Annotated in this window: 15 protein-coding genes, 1 tRNA gene and 1 pseudogene; 14 read left to right on the top strand and 3 right to left on the bottom strand. The window is 59.6% G+C overall.

Going from position 1 to position 17,470, the window contains the following annotated elements:
• Positions 1-18: 18 nt before the first annotated feature.
• Positions 19-1,184, top strand: a protein-coding gene (locus tag ASF00_RS04380) for an IS3 family transposase (RefSeq protein WP_156348155.1) whose coding sequence is annotated in 2 segments (ribosomal slippage) — positions 19-271 and positions 271-1,184 — 1,167 coding nt in all. Because the reading frame shifts where the segments join, the coding sequence is not laid out codon by codon here.
• 185 nt (positions 1,185-1,369) lie between these two features.
• On the opposite strand, the gene ASF00_RS18235 is transcribed toward ASF00_RS04380, so the two are convergent.
• The gene (locus ASF00_RS18235; RefSeq protein WP_156348156.1) at positions 1,370-1,786 is read right to left on the bottom strand and encodes a hypothetical protein; all 417 of its coding nucleotides are present in this window, start codon (positions 1,784-1,786) and stop codon (positions 1,370-1,372) included.
• A 179-nt stretch (positions 1,787-1,965) separates the two neighbouring features.
• Here ASF00_RS18235 and ASF00_RS04385 point away from each other — a divergent pair, with 179 nt between their 5' ends.
• The 5 genes and pseudogenes from ASF00_RS04385 to ASF00_RS18920 all read left to right on the top strand — a co-directional run bounded on the left by ASF00_RS04385 (position 1,966) and on the right by ASF00_RS18920 (position 6,088).
• Complete coding sequence (locus tag ASF00_RS04385) at positions 1,966-2,235, top strand: hypothetical protein (protein WP_055875422.1); 270 nt, start codon at positions 1,966-1,968, stop codon at positions 2,233-2,235.
• 556 nt (positions 2,236-2,791) lie between these two features.
• Complete coding sequence (locus ASF00_RS04390; protein ID WP_235525606.1) at positions 2,792-4,699, top strand: M13 family metallopeptidase; 1,908 nt, start codon at positions 2,792-2,794, stop codon at positions 4,697-4,699.
• 304 nt (positions 4,700-5,003) lie between these two features.
• Positions 5,004-5,336: an ArsR/SmtB family transcription factor gene (locus ASF00_RS04395; RefSeq protein ID WP_055874592.1), complete on the top strand. Its 333-nt coding sequence runs from the start codon at positions 5,004-5,006 to the stop codon at positions 5,334-5,336.
• 11 nt (positions 5,337-5,347) lie between these two features.
• Positions 5,348-5,651: pseudogene (gene arsC, locus ASF00_RS04400) on the top strand (arsenate reductase (glutaredoxin)); the annotation flags it as partial.
• 5 nt (positions 5,652-5,656) lie between these two features.
• Positions 5,657-6,088, top strand: a complete 432-nt coding sequence (locus tag ASF00_RS18920; protein ID WP_055874595.1) for a hypothetical protein — start codon at positions 5,657-5,659, stop codon at positions 6,086-6,088.
• A gap of 69 nt (positions 6,089-6,157) precedes the next feature.
• On the opposite strand, the gene ASF00_RS04410 is transcribed toward ASF00_RS18920, so the two are convergent.
• Entirely contained in the window at positions 6,158-6,490 is a 333-nt protein-coding gene (locus tag ASF00_RS04410) for a hypothetical protein (protein WP_055874598.1), read from the bottom strand.
• Positions 6,491-6,633: 143 nt separating this feature from the next.
• Here ASF00_RS04410 and ASF00_RS17855 point away from each other — a divergent pair, with 143 nt between their 5' ends.
• The 7 genes from ASF00_RS17855 to ASF00_RS04440 all read left to right on the top strand — a co-directional run bounded on the left by ASF00_RS17855 (position 6,634) and on the right by ASF00_RS04440 (position 15,466).
• Positions 6,634-6,837: a helix-turn-helix domain-containing protein gene (locus ASF00_RS17855; RefSeq protein WP_082463210.1), complete on the top strand. Its 204-nt coding sequence runs from the start codon at positions 6,634-6,636 to the stop codon at positions 6,835-6,837.
• Positions 6,838-6,884: 47 nt separating this feature from the next.
• Positions 6,885-7,163, top strand: a complete 279-nt coding sequence (locus ASF00_RS04415; protein ID WP_055874601.1) for a hypothetical protein — start codon at positions 6,885-6,887, stop codon at positions 7,161-7,163.
• A gap of 19 nt (positions 7,164-7,182) precedes the next feature.
• Complete coding sequence (locus ASF00_RS04420) at positions 7,183-7,380, top strand: helix-turn-helix domain-containing protein (protein ID WP_235525608.1); 198 nt, start codon at positions 7,183-7,185, stop codon at positions 7,378-7,380.
• Positions 7,381-7,548: 168 nt separating this feature from the next.
• The gene (locus ASF00_RS04425; RefSeq protein ID WP_055874607.1) at positions 7,549-9,054 is read left to right on the top strand and encodes a type I restriction-modification system subunit M; all 1,506 of its coding nucleotides are present in this window, start codon (positions 7,549-7,551) and stop codon (positions 9,052-9,054) included.
• Positions 9,051-10,553: a type I restriction-modification system subunit M gene (locus ASF00_RS04430; RefSeq protein WP_055874610.1), complete on the top strand. Its 1,503-nt coding sequence runs from the start codon at positions 9,051-9,053 to the stop codon at positions 10,551-10,553. The genes ASF00_RS04425 and ASF00_RS04430 overlap by 4 nt, the downstream gene beginning before the upstream one ends.
• A complete protein-coding gene (locus ASF00_RS04435; RefSeq protein WP_162233555.1) occupies positions 10,546-11,742 on the top strand; it encodes a restriction endonuclease subunit S in 1,197 nt (398 codons plus the stop codon). Before ASF00_RS04430 ends, ASF00_RS04435 begins: the two co-directional genes overlap by 8 nt.
• A gap of 181 nt (positions 11,743-11,923) precedes the next feature.
• Positions 11,924-15,466, top strand: coding sequence for an HsdR family type I site-specific deoxyribonuclease (locus tag ASF00_RS04440; RefSeq protein WP_156348157.1), 3,543 nt, complete (start codon positions 11,924-11,926; stop codon positions 15,464-15,466).
• Between the two features lie 563 nt (positions 15,467-16,029).
• Here ASF00_RS04440 and ASF00_RS04445 read toward each other — a convergent pair.
• Positions 16,030-16,105, bottom strand: a tRNA-Thr gene (locus ASF00_RS04445).
• Positions 16,106-16,237: 132 nt separating this feature from the next.
• On the opposite strand from ASF00_RS04445, the gene ASF00_RS04450 reads away from it, so the two are divergent.
• Positions 16,238-17,401 (top strand): PAS domain-containing protein, encoded by a 1,164-nt coding sequence (locus ASF00_RS04450; protein ID WP_055874616.1) that lies wholly within the window; start codon positions 16,238-16,240, stop codon positions 17,399-17,401.
• Positions 17,402-17,470 lie beyond the last annotated feature (69 nt).

Consider the following 17,470-nt stretch of genomic DNA (forward strand, 5'->3'; position numbering starts at 1 on the left):
CCGGAATGGGACGGACAGATGAAGCGAAAGCAGTTTTCGGAAGAGCAGATCATTGGCATCCTGAAGGAAGCCGAGGCAGGTGCGGTGGTGACGGATCTGTGTCGTCGGCACGGGATGTCTAGCGCCAGCTATTACGCCTGGAAGGCCAAGTTCGGCGGTCTGGAGGTGTCCGATGCTAAGCGGTTGCGGGCGCTCGAGGAGGAGAACGCGCGGCTCAAGCGACTGCTGGCGGAGACGATGCTCGACAACGCAGGTCTGAAGGACCTGCTCTCAAAAAAATGGCGACGCCTGCCGCGAAGCGGGAAGCAGTCGCGCATCTCCAGACGGCGCTGGGGATGAGCGAGCGGCGGGCGTGTGCTGTCGTCGCGGCGTATCGCAAGAGCATGCGGTATCGCTCGAGACGGGCGGATGATGGCGACCTTCGGTCGCGTCTGCGTGAGCTGGCGCAGCAGCGCCGACGGTTCGGCTATCGGCGGTTGCACATCCTGCTTCGGCGGGAGGGCATCACGATCAACCGCAAGAAGACCCAGCGGCTTTACCGCGAGGAAGGTCTGACAGTCCGTCGGCGGAAGGGACGAAAGCGCACCGTCGGCGCGCGGGCACCTGCGCCGGTCCTGGCGCTACCCAACCAGCGCTGGAGCCTGGACTTCGTTCATGATCAGATGGCCACGGGGCGGCGGTTCCATATCCTCAACATCGTCGACGACGTGACACGCGAGTGTTTGCGGGCTGTGCTCGACACGTCGATATCAGGCAAGCGGGTGGTGCGCGAGCTGGGTGACCTGATCGCCGAGCGTGGCTCGCCCAAGATGATCGTCAGCGACAATGACACCAAGCTGACCTCAAACGCGGTGCTGGCGTGGTCGGGCGATGCCGGCGTCGAGTGGCACTATATCGCACCGGGCAAACCGACGCAGAACGGGTTCGTCGAGAGCTTCAACGGCCGCATGCGCGACGAGCTACTCAATGAGACGCTGTTCTTCACGGTCCGCCAGGCGCGCACGATCCTCGCCCGCTGGGTCGAGCACTACAACACCGAGCAGCCGCACTCCTCACTCGGCTACGCCACACCGGCCGCCTTTGCCGCCGAACTCGAAAAGCAACGGGCGGGTTCAAACCCGCCCGTTGCTTCACCCGCGCTCCTGCGCGACAACAACGGTCAATCTCTGGTTCCAGCTGGATGAAAGGCGGGGGTCACGTCAAGATTGACGGGCGCTGGCCATGGCGGAACGGACAATCCAATGAAAGGGCTCAACGAGGGACGGATCAGCAAAAGTAACATGGACCGCCGCCCCTCAGTCAGGAAAACCGGTTTCTCGACGTCCAGCCGCTCCACCTGCATTCCCTTTCCTGACGCTTGTTCATCGGGCTAGGCAGGATCGTTATCAAGCGTAGCGACTCCCATCATCGGATGCATTACGAAGGTCCAGCCGTCGCCGCCGACAATCATCAGGCGTAACGATTGCCGATCTGCGGTGCCAAGCAGTGACGCCGCTCCTGACGAAGCAGGCAATGTGACTGTCCTGCCATCCTGAAGAATGCCGGTTGCCCAGCCGCGCCGTCCGCTGCGGATCTCGCTGGCCATGCGTTCCAACGCCGTCTCGAGCGCAGTGCGCGCACGTTTTCCTGTAACCCATGCATAACCGCCTGCCCCCAATTCTTGGATAGTTTCTAAGGGTTGGCTCGGGTCTGGAGACCGCTGTTTGACAATCCGCCGGGATTTTTCCTTTGGGGTATCAAGAGGACGCACACCCTCCATACTCATCATGCGCGCAAACTCATCCATCGCTTCTTCCTCAGTGATAGCGCTCCGAGCGCATGGGTTTGGCCACTGGTTCCTGCCTGTTGAGGGATCGCTTAGGCAAGGCGTTGCTGGCCGCTGGGCAGCCATACCCCACCAAGTGGATCGGCGTTGAATTCCTACCGCCGTCGTGTATCCGTATCGCACCACAAAAAGGGTTGATCATGAAGAAATTTTTTGCTGTCGCCGTCGTTACCGGTCTGCTCTCGCTCGCAGCTTGCAACACCAGCCCGCGCGAGCAGGCGGCCGATAAGATCGAGTCGAACACTGAAGCCGTCGCCGATAACCTCGAAGACGCCGCCGACGCCACGGGCAACGAAGCAGCTGAAGCGAGCCTGGAGAACAAGGCCGACGCAGTGCGCGCGACAGGCCAGAATCAGGCTGAAGACATGCGGACCAACGACCCGGATACCAATCTTTCGAATGGCATCTAACAGACTGAGCGCTTAGAACTGCAGGCAGGTTGCTCCCAAGCGGTTTGCCAAATTAGGGCATTCGAGGCGACTCGGATGCCCTTCTTACGTCTCGGAGTAAGCGCCAGGGCCGTTGGCAGCTGTAGCCATCCGACTCACCATGCACGATCCAAACGGTACGACTTGAGACATGCTCCCACGCTTTCGGAGAGCTCGTGAATATGATTGGCCCGCTGCATGGAAGACGATAGCTGGCATTCGGGGGCCCTTCCCCGCTTCCGAAACCTACGCATCCATTCATTATCCAGATGAGCTCGGCAGCATCTTGATGTGGGCCACATCATTGCATGGTTTCTGCTAGCGCGAAGCCATCATAAAGGTAAGGTGCAATGTCCTTAATCGGAGAAGATGGTTGGTTTTGAAGCATATGCCGCTTGTTGCCCTCCTCGGCGTCGTCGCGATCGGGAGTGCGGTTGCTCGCCAGACTGCGCAGCCGACAGCGGCAGTGCCAACGGATAGCACCGCGGCGACCAGCTACGGCGCCTGGGGCTTTGACATGACAGGGATGGATCGTAGCGTGAAGCCGGGTGATGACTGGTTCCGCTTCGTCAATGGTGCGTGGGCGGACCGAACGAAGATCCCGCCGGATCGATCATCCTACGGTGCCTTCGCGGTTTTGCGCGACATTTCTGAGCAGAGGCTGCGTAGCCTCATCGGCCGCTATAGCGCTTCCGACACCGCGCATCCCGACCGGATGAAGGCAGCAATCCTTTACGCAGGGTTCATGGACACCGCCACTGCAGAGAAGCTCGACGCCGCACCGCTGACCCAGCGACTGGCGCCGCTGAGGGCTGCTACGTCGAAGGACGACATCGCACGGTTCATGGGGCGCTCGCTCGGCGGTTTTGGCGCCAGCTTCTTCGCGCCCGGCGTCAACGACGATGCCAAGCAGCCAGACGTGTACGCCCTCTATTTGCGGCAGTCCGGCTTGGGCCTCGGCGATCGCGACCTCTATATCGACGGCAAGTTCGCTCCACAGGTTGCGCGGTATCGCCAATATGTGACGCAGATGCTGACTCTTGCGGGATGGCCCGACGCCGAGGCCGCGGCGGGGAACGTCGTGGCAATGGAGACCAGGCTCGCGCAGGCGCACTGGACGCGCGCGCAGAGCCGCGACCGCGACAAGACCTACAACCCGACGACGCCCGCGCAGTTGGCGAGCCAGGCACCCGGTTTCCCCTGGGCGACCTTCTTCGAGGCTGCCGGCGTCGACGCCGCCAACCGCGCGATCGTGGCGCAGAACACCGCCTTCCCCAGCATCGCCAAGGTGTTCGCCGAGAGTGACCTCGATACGCTGAAGGCGTGGGAGGCGTTCCGCATCACCGACGACATCGCACCACTCCTTTCGAAGCGCTTCGTCGACGCGCAATTCGAGTTTCGCTCGAAATTCCTGAACGGCCAGCCGCAGCAGCGCGAGCGCTGGAAGCGCGCGGTGGCGTTCGCCGAGAATGGCGTCGGTGAGGGAATCGGGCGGGACTATGTCGCGCTCTACTTCCCGCCTGCGTCCAAGGCGAAGATGGACCAGCTCGTCCGCAATTTGCGCGTGGCGTTGGCTGGGCGAATCCGCAATCTAAGATGGATGGGCGCTGCCACGAAGGAGCAGGCGCTCGACAAGCTCCGGGGCTTTAACGTCAAGATCGGCTACCCAGACAACTGGCGGAACTATGCCGGCCTCGAAATCAAACCGGGCGACCTTGTCGGCAACGCAGAGGCCGCGCAACGCTTCGAATGGGATTACCGGCGGGCACGGATCGGCATTCCGGTCGACAAGGCTGAATGGGGAATGACGCCACAGACGGTCAACGCCTATTATAACTCGGTCAAGAACGAGATCGTCTTCCCGGCCGCAATCCTGCAGCCGCCCTTCTTCGACCCAAGGGCGGACGACGCCGTGAATTATGGCGGCATCGGCGGCGTGATCGGCCATGAGATCAGCCACGGCTTCGACGACCAGGGCCGAAAGTCGGACGGCCGTGGCGTTCTGCGCGACTGGTGGACGGCGGAGGACGCGACCAAGTTCGAGGCACAGGCGGCAAGGCTAGGCGAACAGTACGAGGCGTACAGCTTCGACGGGCTGCCCGGCATTCACATCAATGGCCGCGCTTCGATGGGCGAGAACATAGGCGATCTTGGCGGGGTGCTGATCTCGCTCGACGCGTATCACACCTCGCTAGGCGGCAAGGCTGCCCCCGTGCTTGGCGGCTTCACCGGCGATCAGCGCTTTTTCCTGGGTTGGGGACAGGTTTGGCGGACGCTGTTCCGGGACGAGGCGCTCCGACAGCAGCTGGTCAGCGACCCGCACTCGCCGGGTCAGATCCGTGCGGTGAACCCGCTACGCAACGTGGATGCTTGGTACGCCGCGTGGAAGATTGACCCTGGCCAGAAGCAGTATCTCGCACCGGCCGACCGCGTACGGATCTGGTAACAGTGCCATCCGCCCGATAACTACGGCGCGGCGGCAAACGGGTAGCTCAGGATTTGAAGTAACTTGCTCCACCTATTCGTCTGCCAGCGATACTCATCCGCGCGAAGACTCAGTTGTGGACGTGCACGGCGAGAATTTCACTTCCCAACTTTGGCCCTTCGTTCATGGGGACGTGGGCCCATGCCGCACGCATTCCCCACGGCCGGGCGGCACGCCAGATTTCTCGAAAAAGATGGTGAACCGATAAAATCGGCTTCGGAGATCTCCAGCTAGCGGCGTCTGACATATCCTCTGTGCTGGATATATGGAAAACGATTCGGCTATTGCTGCACTTACCGCTCTCGCACGGGGCACTTGCCCCGACGTTTTCCGCCTACTGGTTCGCCACGAACCAGATGGGTTGGCCGCCGGCGAAATCGCACGCCAACTTAAGGTGCCGCAAAATACTATGTCCGCGCATCTTGGCATCCTCTCTCGTGCTGGCATCGTCCGTTCCGAACGGCGTAGCCGCTCGATCGTCTACCGCGCCGATCTGGACGGGCTGCGCACACTAACCCTGTTCCTCATCAAGGACTGCTATGCCGGCTTACCCGAACTGTGCGCGCCGCTTCTGGCCGAACTCACCCCATGCCGCTGAAAGGATGCCTCGTGGCCGTCGATATCGTGATCTATCACAACCCCGAGTGCGGCACGTCGCGCAACACGCTGGCGATGATCCGCAATGCCGGCATCGAGCCGCACGTTGTTGAATATCTGAGTTGAATATCTGAAGACGCCGCCTTCACGCGCGCTGCTTGTCGAGCTTATCAGTCGCGCTGGAATCACGCCCCGCGATCTGCTGCGCGAGAAGGGGACACCCCATGCGGAGCTCGGTCTTGGTGACGCGGCGCTATCAGACGACGCGCTGGTGGACGCCATGTTAGCGCATCCGGTTCTCATCAATCGGCCGCTGCCGTTGTGGACATCAACGTAGCGGCCGACCGTGAGCAGTGGTGGCCAGGTGCGCCGACGATCGACCTGAACCCGCAGGGCAGGACGCAGAACAAGAAGTATCGCGCTTTGGTGCCGGTTCTCCCAACGCTCGATCGCTGGCTGCGCGCCGAATACGCGACGTTCATGGACCTCAAGCCGGAAGACCGCGCCGGCCGCGGCTGGCTGGTCAACTACCACGGCCGTCCCGTCCAAGACGTCGACCGGGCATGGGACGCGATGCTTACGAAGCTCGGACTGCCGACCGTCCTCGATGCACTGGAAGTAGACCGTCTGCATCTCGGCAGGCCGAAGTTCGGGCAAGATTTCCGCGATAAGATGGTGCGTCTGAGACAGGGGTTCAGCGCCATCGCGCATCGACTCGGGTGCGTGTTCCATGAGAACAAATGTGGAACATGATGGCGGCTGAGTCAACGCCACACGCTGTCGTCCAGCGGGAATGACTCAGCGGACATGACTGAAACAGGTTTACAGCAGCAGTTTGCAAGCATTCATGACGTCGCTCGCGTACGCGGAGACGCGAATGGTCTGTTCGTTGATCGGCTGGATCTCACGACCGCGGGCTTTAGCTTCGTCGTAGGCGCGGGCGGTCACCAGCGATCGGCAAGCCACCAGCAGCGCGCTTGCCTCTGGGACGAACTGATAGCGGGAGTAACGGACCTCGACGCTAAAACCTTCGGCGGTGTTCTTGACGGTGAAGTGGGCATTCTTGTCGGCGACCTCGGTAAGAGGATGGGACACGTCAGCTGGATGGGTGCAGGCGGCAAGCGCCAACGCCGTTACGGCAATGAAATACTTCATGGTGTGCTCCTGTAAGAGGCCCTGTGTCGGGCATGGTGAGACACCAGCCACCGGTGAGATTACCGACGGTTGGTGCCAAAGCTAGAGAAAATGAGACTCATAGTCCGTGGTCCGATCGGCCGCAGATCGGCTCAGGCTGGGGTATGGACGTCCGGCATCGACTGGCTGCGAATATGAAAAGGCTGCGCAAGGAGCGTGGCTGGTCGCAGGAGACACTGGCCGATGAAGCAGGCCTCGATCGGACCTATGTCAGTGGCATAGAACGGGTTGTACGGAACCCTACAGTCTCAGTGCTAGAGCGGATCGGCATCGCGCTAGATTGCCGATTGGGAGATCTGCTCGATTAGCTTGCCAAATTACAGCCTGTTAAGGCTGCCATCAAAAGGACAGCCATATGCCGACAGATATGTTCAATAAGCCTGCCGATGAACGTGAAATGACCACGGAGGAATTAGAGATTGCGCAGTGGCGTATCGACGTCACCGACGCAGGCCTTAAAAAGATTGACGAGATCTATGGGGATTATTGGTCTGATCAAACAGACAAAAAGCGCTTCGGTAAGATTTTCAAAAAGGCCGTTACTACCGGACGACTCAAACGGGTGGAGCTGCACGTGGAAAATGGTCGAGAAGTTCTCGCTAGTGATCGACAGCTTCAGTACGTAGTCGGATAATTTAATTTTTGGCGCGAACGTGCGCCATCATCGGAAGCTGAAAGGTTTGTCACAGGAGCGGTTGGCGCTCGATGCGGGTATGGAACTCAGCTACGTGAGCGACCTCGAACGCGGCACTAGGAACCCGTCTGTGCGAGCACTGGGACGGCTCGCGGACGCGCTGGGGATCGAGCCGAAGCTGCTGTTGGAAACGCCCGTAGGTGGACCTTCCATATAAGATACCCCGTTTTGCGCGAGTTCGACCGCCCGCTGTTGGCCAACCGACCAGGGGACGTTGAGGCAACGCGCGTGCCGACCGACTTTAGACCAGAGCGAACAGCGTAGCGATCGACCACAGTTTGCATAGCCGGTTGGCCCGCCCTTCAGACGCCGCTACGCAGACACAATGTCATTACTGTCACAAGCTGAACTAAAATCCGCACTCTGGGAGGCTGCCAACATATTGCGGGGCTCTGCGGTCGATCGCACAGATTGGAAGGGGTACATGCTGCCCCTCCTGTTCTTCAAGCGCATCTCGGACGTATGGGATGAAGAAACTGAAGATGCTCGGCAAACCTTTGGTGACGCTGATCCATCGATATTCCCGGAAATTCACCGGTTCGCGATGCCTGAAGGATGTCATTGGAACGATATCCGCGAGACCTCCACCAATCTAGGCACCGCGCTGCAAGCGGCTATGCGGGAGATCGAGCGCGCCAATCCCGACACGCTTTTCCGCGTCTTCGGTTCGGCCGACTGGGGCAACAAGGAGAAGTTCTCCGACGAGCTGATGAAGGACCTGATCGAGGGTTTTTCTGGCATCAATCTCGGCAACACCGCTGTAAGCACCGACGTCCTGGGCGACGCCTACGAATTTCTTGTCGGCAAGTTCGCTGACGTCACTCGGCGCAACAAGGCTGGCGAGTTCTATACGCCGCGAGATGTGGTCAGGATGATGGTCGAGATCCTAGATCCGCAGGAAGGCGAAAGCATCTACGATCCCGCCTGCGGCACCGGGGGTATGCTGCTAGGAGCGATCGAGCATGTCGTGCGCCAGGGTGGCGACCCGAGGACCTTCTACGGCAAGATCTACGGTCAGGAGAAAAACCTTACCACAGCTGCCATCGCCCGCATGAACCTTGTTCTGCACGGAATTGAGGATTTCCAGGTCGCCCGCGAAGATACCCTACGGGAACCGGCTTTTTCCGATCCAAGCACCTCAGGCTTAGCGACGTTCGACTGCGTCATTGCGAACCCGCCATTCTCGCTCAAGGAATGGGGGCGCGAACTGTGGGAGTCCGATCCTTGGGGCCGTGCCGAGTTTGGACTGCCGCCTGAGAGTTATGGCGATTACGCATTTGTCCAGCACATGATCGCGTCGATGGCTTTCACCGGCAACAGCCGCATGGCCGTGGTGCTTCCGCAAGGCGCGCTGTTCCGCAAATCGGCGGAAGGCTCGATCCGGCAGAAGCTGCTGGAAATGGACATGATCGAAGCCGTCATCGGCCTCGCGCCAAACCTGTTCTACGGCACCCAATTGGCCGGTTGCGTGGTAATCCTGCGTCGCAAGAAACCGGCGGAACGCAAGAACAAAGTCCTGATCGTCGACGCCTCGACGCTGTTCCGAAAGGGGCAGGCGCAAAATTTCCTTGACGCCGAACACAGCGCGCAAATTGTTGGTTGGTATCGGAGGTTCGAGGACGTGGACGACCGCGGGAAGGTTGCCACTCTAGACGAGATCAAGAAGGAAGGCTGGACGCTCAACATCTCGCGCTATGTCCTGCCGCCTATTGGTCAGGATATCCCACCGCTGCCGTCAGCAATCGAGGCATTCAAAACGGCGCTTGCCGATGCCCGCGCGGCCGAGGATCATCTTCGTATAGTAATGACCGAAGGGGGCTGGCTGCAATGAGCAACATAAGTCAGCGCGAGCTGGAAAGCTATCTCTGGGGCGCGGCAACCCTTTTGCGGGGCCTCATCGATGCCAGCGACTACAAGCAATACATCTTCCCCCTGATGTTCTTCAAACGCCTGTCCGACGTGTGGGACGAGGATTACCAGCAGGCTTTCGAGGAGACCGGCGACAAGGGCTATGCCACCGACACCGCCAACGATCGCTTTGTGATCCCCGATGGCGCGCACTGGCAGGCCGTGCGCTCTGCTCCACGTGATGTTGGCCGGGCCCTGCTGTCAGCGTTCCTCGCCATCGAGGCGGCCAATCCCGAACGGTTGCAAGGCGTGTTCGGCAGCGCCAACTGGACCGACAAGGCGCAGATGCCCGACAGCACGCTTAAGAACCTGATCGAGCACTTTTCTAAGCACGAGCTGACTCTGGCGGCGGTGCCTGAGGATGAGCTTGGCAATGGCTACGAATATCTGATCAAGAAATTTGCCGACGACAGCGGCCACACTGCACAGGAGTTCTACACCAACCGCACGCTGGTTCACCTGATGGCGCAGATGCTGCAGCCCCAGCCGGGTGAAAGCGTTTACGATCCAACCTGCGGCACAGGTGGCATGCTGATTTCCTGTCTTGCCGAGGTGAAGCGCAGGGGGGGCGATGCGCGGACGATCAGCCTGTTCGGGCAGGAACTGATCACCATCACCGCCGCCATCGCTCGCATGAATCTGGTCATTCATGGCGTGGACGATTTCCACGTTGCCAGCGGCAACACCCTTGCAGCGCCGGCCTTCGTCATGGGCGACAAGCCGCACACGTTCGACGTGGTGCTGGCCAATCCACCTTACTCAATCAAGAAGTGGAACCGTGACGCTTGGGAACAGGATGCTTGGGGGCGGAACTTCCTCGGCACACCCCCGCAAGGCCGAGCGGACTATGCCTTCTTCCAGCATATTCTGTCTTCGATGGACCCGAAGTCCGGCCGGTGTGCGATCCTGTTCCCGCATGGCGTGCTTTTCCGCAACGAAGAAGCCGAGATGCGGCGCAAGCTGACTGCCTCCGATAAAATCGAGTGCGTGCTCGGGCTTGGGCCCGGCCTGTTCTATAACTCGCCCATGGAAGCCTGCGTGGTCATCTGCCGGTCGAGCAAGCCGGCGGATCGCAAAGGGCGCATCCTGTTTATCGATGCAGTGAATGAGATTGTTCGTGAACGCGCGCAAAGTTTCCTTCGGGCTGACAATCAGGATCGGATCCTCTCGGCTTATCGAAACTTTGCCAATGAAGACGGGTTTGCTGCCGTCGTCAATGTTTCGGAAGTGCAGGCCGCTAACTGCAACCTCTCGATCCATCACTACGTGAAGCGGCCCAAGGTTGTTCGCGACAGCGAGGGTTTGTCCTTGACTGCTATGTGGAGCGCCTTTGACGAAGACGGACGCGAATTCTGGTCCGGCATGGACGCGCTTGTGGATATGCTGGATGGCCTTGCGGCTGCGGAGGCCTCCGATGCTTGATCGTGTAACTTCCAAAGCAAGCTGGAATCAGGTGGCGTTTGGAGATGTAGTGCGCAAGGTCAACGACAAGGTTGATCCGTGGGACTCTGGACTGGAGCGCTATATTGCCGGGGAGCACATGGACACGGACGACTTGCGCATCCGCCGCTGGGGCTTGATCGGGGACGACTACCTCGGCCCTGCCTTCCACATGCGGTTCCGACCGGGGCATGTGCTTTATGGTTCCCGCCGGACCTATCTGCGCAAGGTGGCATTGGCGGATTTTGAGGGGATCACGGCGAACACGACCTTCGTGTTGGAAACGAAAGACCCTGCTCGTCTAATGCCCGAACTGCTGCCTTTCCTCATGCAAACGGAGACGTTCCACAGCTATTCGATCAAGCATTCGAAGGGTTCGGTGAACCCCTACATCAATTTCTCGGACCTCGAAGCATTTGAGTTCCCGTTGCCGCCGATACAGGAACAGGCGCGGCTGGTGGAAGCACTTGCAGCATACAGGGCAACTGAGGAGATTCTCGATATTGCAGCGCTAAGACTTTCCGCCACACGAGAATCCTACGTGAGTCGTATTCTTGAGCAGTATGGGGATGGCAAAGAAACTGCGACAGTCGAGAGCTTGCTGGTGGATGGCCCAAACAACGGTCGCTCACCCGCGCCAAGCGATAGTGACAAGGGCTTCAAAACCGTGAGCATTAGCGCCGTTCGCGCAGGGATATTTGATCCTGAAGGCTGCATAAAATTCGTACACATGACAGCGATAGAGGCTAAACAATTTACGGTGAAGTCGGGAGATATCTTTGCCGTTCGCGGAAATGGTAACCGCGATATATGCGGGCGTGTGGGGATCAGTCGTCAAACTTATCCTGATTTGGTCTACCCGGACTTGCTTATACGAATGCGGTTCAATCCCGAGAAGATTCTTGCTAATTTCGTTGTGGCTCAATGGAACCATGCAACCGTTCACGGCCGCCTTATTTCACGCGCAAAGTCCTCAAACGGCATCTGGAAGGTGAATGGGCAAGATATTCGAGCACATACGCTTGTCGTTCCCCCGCTCGAAGTTCAGCGTGAAGCGGTAAAGTTTCTTCATACACTCGATACCCAAGCGCGTTCGATTAAAGATCGTTTTAAGAATTTACGCTTAATGAAATCTGAATTATTTAAGGCGCTTGCCGGGGAAGCAAAGTGACGTTCACTGAAGCCAATACTGTCGAAGCGTATCTGCGTCACATTTCCGCGGGTGCGTCGTCGCTGTGTTCAGCATCATTCACCATCGGACTCACCCGCCGGCGTAGTCAGCGTACCGAAGCGCCATGTGAGCGCTATGCAATCAACTCGCCATTCGCTTTGCCTCGCGCGGAGCATCTTTGGTGACGAACCGTCCATCGATCCCGGCGGGGACGCGAAGAGAACTGATGATTGACTGCGGGCATCGCTGCTGTGCGTGCGGTGAGACTGTCTCGCTCGAAAAAGCCCACATCATTCCGTGGTCGGCCACCAAAGACCATTCCTTCGCAAATCTGCTCGTTCTTTGCAGTCTTTGCCACAAGCTGTCGCATGATCAGAATTGGGATGCGAAGACTCTTGAAGGATACAAGAAGAATCCGTGGGTGGCTCGCTACAGAGGCGTCCCAACTGATTCCGGCCCGAAACAGCTCGTAACTTTGAAGCTCGACACAACGAGGGAAGGATACGAAGAGGACAAAGTCCGCATCCTTGTGGCGATCGCCGCCGTTATCGATGCCTCGCCAAAGGACATACTCACGGTGTCTGTGAAGCAAGGTAGCATTCTTCTGACCCTCGCGGTTCCCGTTGATGGAGCTGGCCGACTGCTGCATTCAGTCGAAACTCAGGCAAGATTGCAGGAACTGCTGGGGACTATCAGGGTGTCTAAAATCGAGCCGGGGGCAGAAAGCGCAACATACCATGATGAGCGCGCCCGCAGCTTTGCCAGATTCAATGAGGGCAACACCGTCGAAGCGCACCTTTGTGACATTCTGGTTGGTCGATCGTCTTTCCGTCCTAAGGATTTATCGGCTGGCTTGGCGCGGTCGGGAGGTAAAGTAGCGGGCCTCGGCTGGCATTATGTCTCTCCTGTCGACCTTCCTAGACAGCCGCGAGAGGTACTGGTCGAGACCTATCTTCGGAATGCCCTCATTCGTCTGAATCCAGAGATTGCCGAAAACCCCAGCCGGGTTGACGATGTGCTTTACCGCCTTCGCGCCATTGTTATGGGCGCGCGTTCGGATGGGTTGGTAAAGGCCAACGAGGAATTTGCCGCGTGGCTGCTCGGCGAACGCTCAATGCCCCTCGGGAAGGACGGCAAACACATCACTGTGCGGCTAGTCGATTTCGAGAACATCGAGCATAACAGCTTTGTTGTCACGCAGCAGTTCACCATCCGCGCCGGCAAGACCGAAAAGCGCGCAGATTTGGTGCTGCTGGTCAATGGCTTGCCGCTGGTCCTGATCGAGGCGAAGACGCCGGTCCGGTCAAGCCAGAGCTGGCTCGATGCCGCCTTGCAGGTGCACGACGACTACGAGAACAACGTGCCGGAGCTGTTCGTGCCCAACGTCTTTTCGGTCGCTACTGAGGGTAAGGAATTCCGCTACGGCTCGATCCGCATGCCTGTCGACATGTGGGGGCCTTGGCGCGATGGCGACGGACCGCAGACGCTGACCGAGGTCGAAAAGGCCGCCACTTCGATGCTGCGTCCTGCCATGGTGCTGGACATGCTTGAAAGCTTCACGGCTTTCGCCACCCAGAAGGGCAAGCACCGGATCAAGATCATCGCCCGCTATCAGCAGGTGGAAGGCGTTAACAAGATCGTCGAGCGGGTCATTGCTGGCCAACCGCGCAAGGGACTGATTTGGCACTTCCAGGGTTCCGGTAAATCACTGTTGATGCTGTTTGCCGCGCGCAAGCTGCGCCTACATCCGGCGTTGAAGAACCCGACCGTGCTTATCGTGGTAGATCGCGTCGACCTAAACAGCCAGATCGCGGGCACTTTTTACGCGGCCGACATGCCCAACATGGTGCGCCCCGAAACGCGCAAAGACCTGCAATCGCTGCTGGTCAATGACGCCAGAAAAGTGGCGATCACGAATATTCACCTGTTTGGAGAAGCAGAGGGCGTTCTCAACGATCGAAACAACATCGTCGTGCTGGTGGACGAAGCGCACCGCACGCAGGAAGGCGACCTTGGCCGCAAGATGCGCGATGCCCTGCCGAATGCCTTCCTGTTCGGCCTTACCGGCACCCCAATCAACCGCGCGGACAAGAATACCTTTTACGCCTTCGGAGCCGAGCAGGATGAAGGCGGCTATATGAGCCGCTACGGGCTCAACGACTCTATCCGGGATGGCGCCACCAAGGAACTACATTTCGAGCCTCGGCTGGTTGATCTGCATATCGACCAGAAGGCTATCGAGGATGCCTATGCCGAGTTGACCTCTGACCTCACCGACGAGGATCGCGACCGGCTAGGCAAGGCAGCCGCCAAGATGGCAATTCTGGTGAAGTCTCCCGAACGCATCCGAGTCATCTGTGCCGATATCGCTAAGCATTTCCAGGAGAAGGTTGCCCCTAACGGTTTCGGCGCTCAGGTCGTCACGTTCGATCGGGAAAGCTGCCTGCTCTACAAGAACGAACTCGACAAGCATCTGCCGCCGCAAACCTCCGATATCATTATCTCCGTGAACAGCGGCGAGGCCGAGTACGCTCCCTACAAGCGCGACCGCGATGCCGAGGGGAAGCTCCTTGATCGGTTCCGCGATCCGAAGGACCCGCTCAAGATTATCATCGTTACGGCCAAACTGCTGACCGGTTTCGATGCGCCGATTCTCCAGACGATGTATCTGGACAAGCCGCTTCGTGATCACACGCTCTTGCAGGCTATCTGCCGCACCAACCGCCCTTACGGCGAGCAGAAGACGCATGGCCTGATTGTCGATTATCTGGGCATCTTCGACGATGTGGCGCAGGCGCTCAAGTTCGACGAAAAAGGCGTTCAGAAGGCCGTCTCGAACATCGCAGAGTTGGTGAATGCGCTGCCGACAGCGATGCAGAACTGCCTCGCTTATTTTGCCAGCGTCGATCGCGCGCTGACAGGCTACGAAGGTCTAATCGCTGCGCAGGAATGTATTCCCAACGACGATATGCGCGATGCCTTCGCTGCTGAATTTAGTGTGCTTGCCCGTATTTGGGAGGCCCTTTCGCCTGATCCGATACTGACGCCGTTGGAAAGCGATTTCCGCTGGCTGGCTCAGGTTTATGAGTCTCTCAAACCCTCTACCGGAACCGGCAGGTTGCTTTGGCACCGGCTAGGCGCAAAGACCATCGAGCTAATCCACAATAACGTCCACGTCGATGCCGTTCGCGACGATCTGGATACGCTAGTTCTGGATGCCGACCTCCTCGAAACCGTGCTCGGCAATCCCGATCCTGGGAAGAAGGCCAAGGAAATCTCCATCAAGCTGGCGGGGCGCCTGCGGAAGCACGCCGGCAACCCCAAGTTCAAAGCTCTGGGCGAGCGTCTGGAGGACCTAAAGAACCGCCACCAGCAAGGGCTTCTGCTATCGATCGACTTCCTGAAGGAACTCCTCGCGCTGGCCAGGGACGTGGTCAAAGCCGAACGCGAGACGCCTGTCGAAGAGGACATTGATCGAGGCAAGGCTGCCCTAACTGCGCTTTTTGAGGAGGCGAAGAACAGCGAAACACCAGTTATGGTCAACCGGGTGGTCGATGACATCGACGAGATTGTTCGAGCCGTGCGCTTTGACGGATGGCAGTCTACGCATGCTGGCGAACGTGAAGTCAAGAAGGCGCTGCGGCAGACCCTGTTTCGGTACAAGTTGCATCAGGACGCAGAGCTTTTCGAGAACGCTTACACCTACATCCGCGAGTATTATTGAGGAAGCGCTCCGCGACGGTCCTGCTTAGGGCACCCGTCTCCCTACCCAAAGCGTGCCAAGCAGGACTTAAACGGCTGCCCAGCCGATCGACCTTTCAGCCTCAGCCTCAGCCGCCGACGTTCCCTGTGAAGTGCCATAAAGAAGGTGGTGCCGAGTAGGAACGGGGTTCCGGGGGGGGGGCATCGTTCGGAGAGGGCCTAACCGGTCCGGGCTTGTTGTAGATGTGGACCCGACTGTCCCGGGCTGTCCAAAAGCCATCCGCGCGCCCGGCGTTGACCTGATAGCGGGCGGTCCCGTCCGCGTTGAGGTCGACATCCACCTTCAAGCCTGCTTCCCCAAAGTGGTACTTGCCCACCAGAAGCTGCCGATCGGGTACAGGCACGGTTGGGACGATGCGGGGGCCACAGCCACCAGTCCAGCCAACGCAGAGGCACAGATCAAGCGAAGCTTAGCCACGACTTCCTACCCCAAGCGTCCCACGTAGGACCCAAACAAATAGCCGAGCTAGACCGCCTCCCGTAGGAAACATACTGCTGACCAACGTTATGTAACTTAAAGAAGGGTGGTGCCGCTTACAGGACTCGAACCTGTGACCCCCGCATTACGAATGCGATGCTCTACCAGCTGAGCTAAAGCGGCCCGACGTTGGATGTCTCCGGTCGAGGTGGCGGCGCTTAACAGGGGATCTGGGGGCTGACAAGCGGTTTGCACGTTTACGCGGCGTTTACCACGGGCGGTGCACAAGCGGGGCGGTGACTTGGGGACGCTGGCATGGATACGGTACATGGGCTCGACAGCGAGAAGAACGATGGTCCGGATGGCATCGTGGCGCTTGCGGGGAACGGCGGCGACCGGGACGGTAGCGCGGACCCCGACGCCCATAGCCGTACCGGCGAATCGACCGATGCCGGGGTGAACGACGTGATGTTCGATCTCGGCGGCGACGAGCGGCGGATGCATGTGCGCGCCTATACGCACTGGGTGTCGCTGCTGGACGGACGGCCGTACCCGTCGATCGCCAACCTCGAGCCCGAAACCATCACCGATTTCGGCCCACACAGCGTGCTGCTCGATTTCAGCCACGGGATGGGCGATCCGCGAATCGCATATCTCGGTCGTGCGCTGCGCGAGGAATGCGGGCTGGAGGGGCCGATCGCGACGATCGCCGACGTACCCAGCCGGTCGCTGCTGTCCCGTCTTACCGATCATTACCTGCAGATCATCGCGAATCGCGCGCCAATCGGCTTCGAGGCGGAGTTCGTCAGCAGCCGAGGCCGGACGACGTTGTACCGCGGGATCCTGATGCCGTTCTCGTCCATCGGCGACACGATCGATTTCATCTACGGCGTCATCAACTGGAAGGAACTGGCGGACGACACCCTGCAGGCGACGCTGGCGGCCGAACTCGACGCCGCCGCGCGCGCGACGCCGCCGTTGCCGGCCAAGGTCGCACAGGTCTGGGCCGATGGTCCGAGTGGCGGTTTCGCAAGCGAGCCGATCACGCCGGTCGTGCCCGAACTGGTGTTGGACGATCCGATGCCGGCGGACGATGTCCTTGCGGGGGCGCTTGGCGAGCAACTGGCGATGGCGCGCGAAACTGCCGCGCAGGCCCGCGCTGCCGAAGCGCGCAGCCGCGCCGCACTGCACCGGGCGCTTGGTCGCGCGCATGATCTCGCTGTGTCGGCGGCGCGCGACGGCGACGACTACGCCGCATTGCTGTCGGCTGCGTGCCTGCCGGGTCATGGAACGGCGCTGACGCAGATCGTCGCGCTTGTGTTCGGACCCGACTTCGACGTGGAGCGACGGACCGCGTTTGCGCACGTGTTGGCACACGCGCAGCGTCATCAGGTGCCGATCGGCGGAATGACAAGCTTTATCAGCGGATTCGGCGGCGATCTCGCTGCAATCGCTGCTGCCGAAGTCGCTGCGACTTAGGTGCAGCGCAGCATATTCCTTCGCACCTGCCACAAGCCTTGAGATAGCCGGACGGCGGGCGCATAGGCC

It is taken from the genome of Sphingomonas sp. Leaf34, from assembly GCF_001421805.1.
Taxonomy (GTDB): domain Bacteria; phylum Pseudomonadota; class Alphaproteobacteria; order Sphingomonadales; family Sphingomonadaceae; genus Sphingomonas.

Coding starts and splice junctions, on each gene's coding strand:
- ASF00_RS04430 (WP_055874610.1), top strand. CDS start 9,051: ATGAGCAACATAAGTCAGCGCGAGCTGGAAAGCTATCTCTGGGGCGCG.
- ASF00_RS04435 (WP_162233555.1), top strand. CDS start 10,546: ATGCTTGATCGTGTAACTTCCAAAGCAAGCTGGAATCAGGTGGCGTTT.
- ASF00_RS04415 (WP_055874601.1), top strand. CDS start 6,885: ATGCCGACAGATATGTTCAATAAGCCTGCCGATGAACGTGAAATGACC.
- ASF00_RS04395 (WP_055874592.1), top strand. CDS start 5,004: ATGGAAAACGATTCGGCTATTGCTGCACTTACCGCTCTCGCACGGGGC.
- ASF00_RS17855 (WP_082463210.1), top strand. CDS start 6,634: ATGGACGTCCGGCATCGACTGGCTGCGAATATGAAAAGGCTGCGCAAG.
- ASF00_RS04450 (WP_055874616.1), top strand. CDS start 16,238: ATGGATACGGTACATGGGCTCGACAGCGAGAAGAACGATGGTCCGGAT.
- ASF00_RS04385 (WP_055875422.1), top strand. CDS start 1,966: ATGAAGAAATTTTTTGCTGTCGCCGTCGTTACCGGTCTGCTCTCGCTC.
- ASF00_RS18235 (WP_156348156.1), bottom strand. CDS start 1,786: ATGGATGAGTTTGCGCGCATGATGAGTATGGAGGGTGTGCGTCCTCTT.
- ASF00_RS04425 (WP_055874607.1), top strand. CDS start 7,549: ATGTCATTACTGTCACAAGCTGAACTAAAATCCGCACTCTGGGAGGCT.
- ASF00_RS04410 (WP_055874598.1), bottom strand. CDS start 6,490: ATGAAGTATTTCATTGCCGTAACGGCGTTGGCGCTTGCCGCCTGCACC.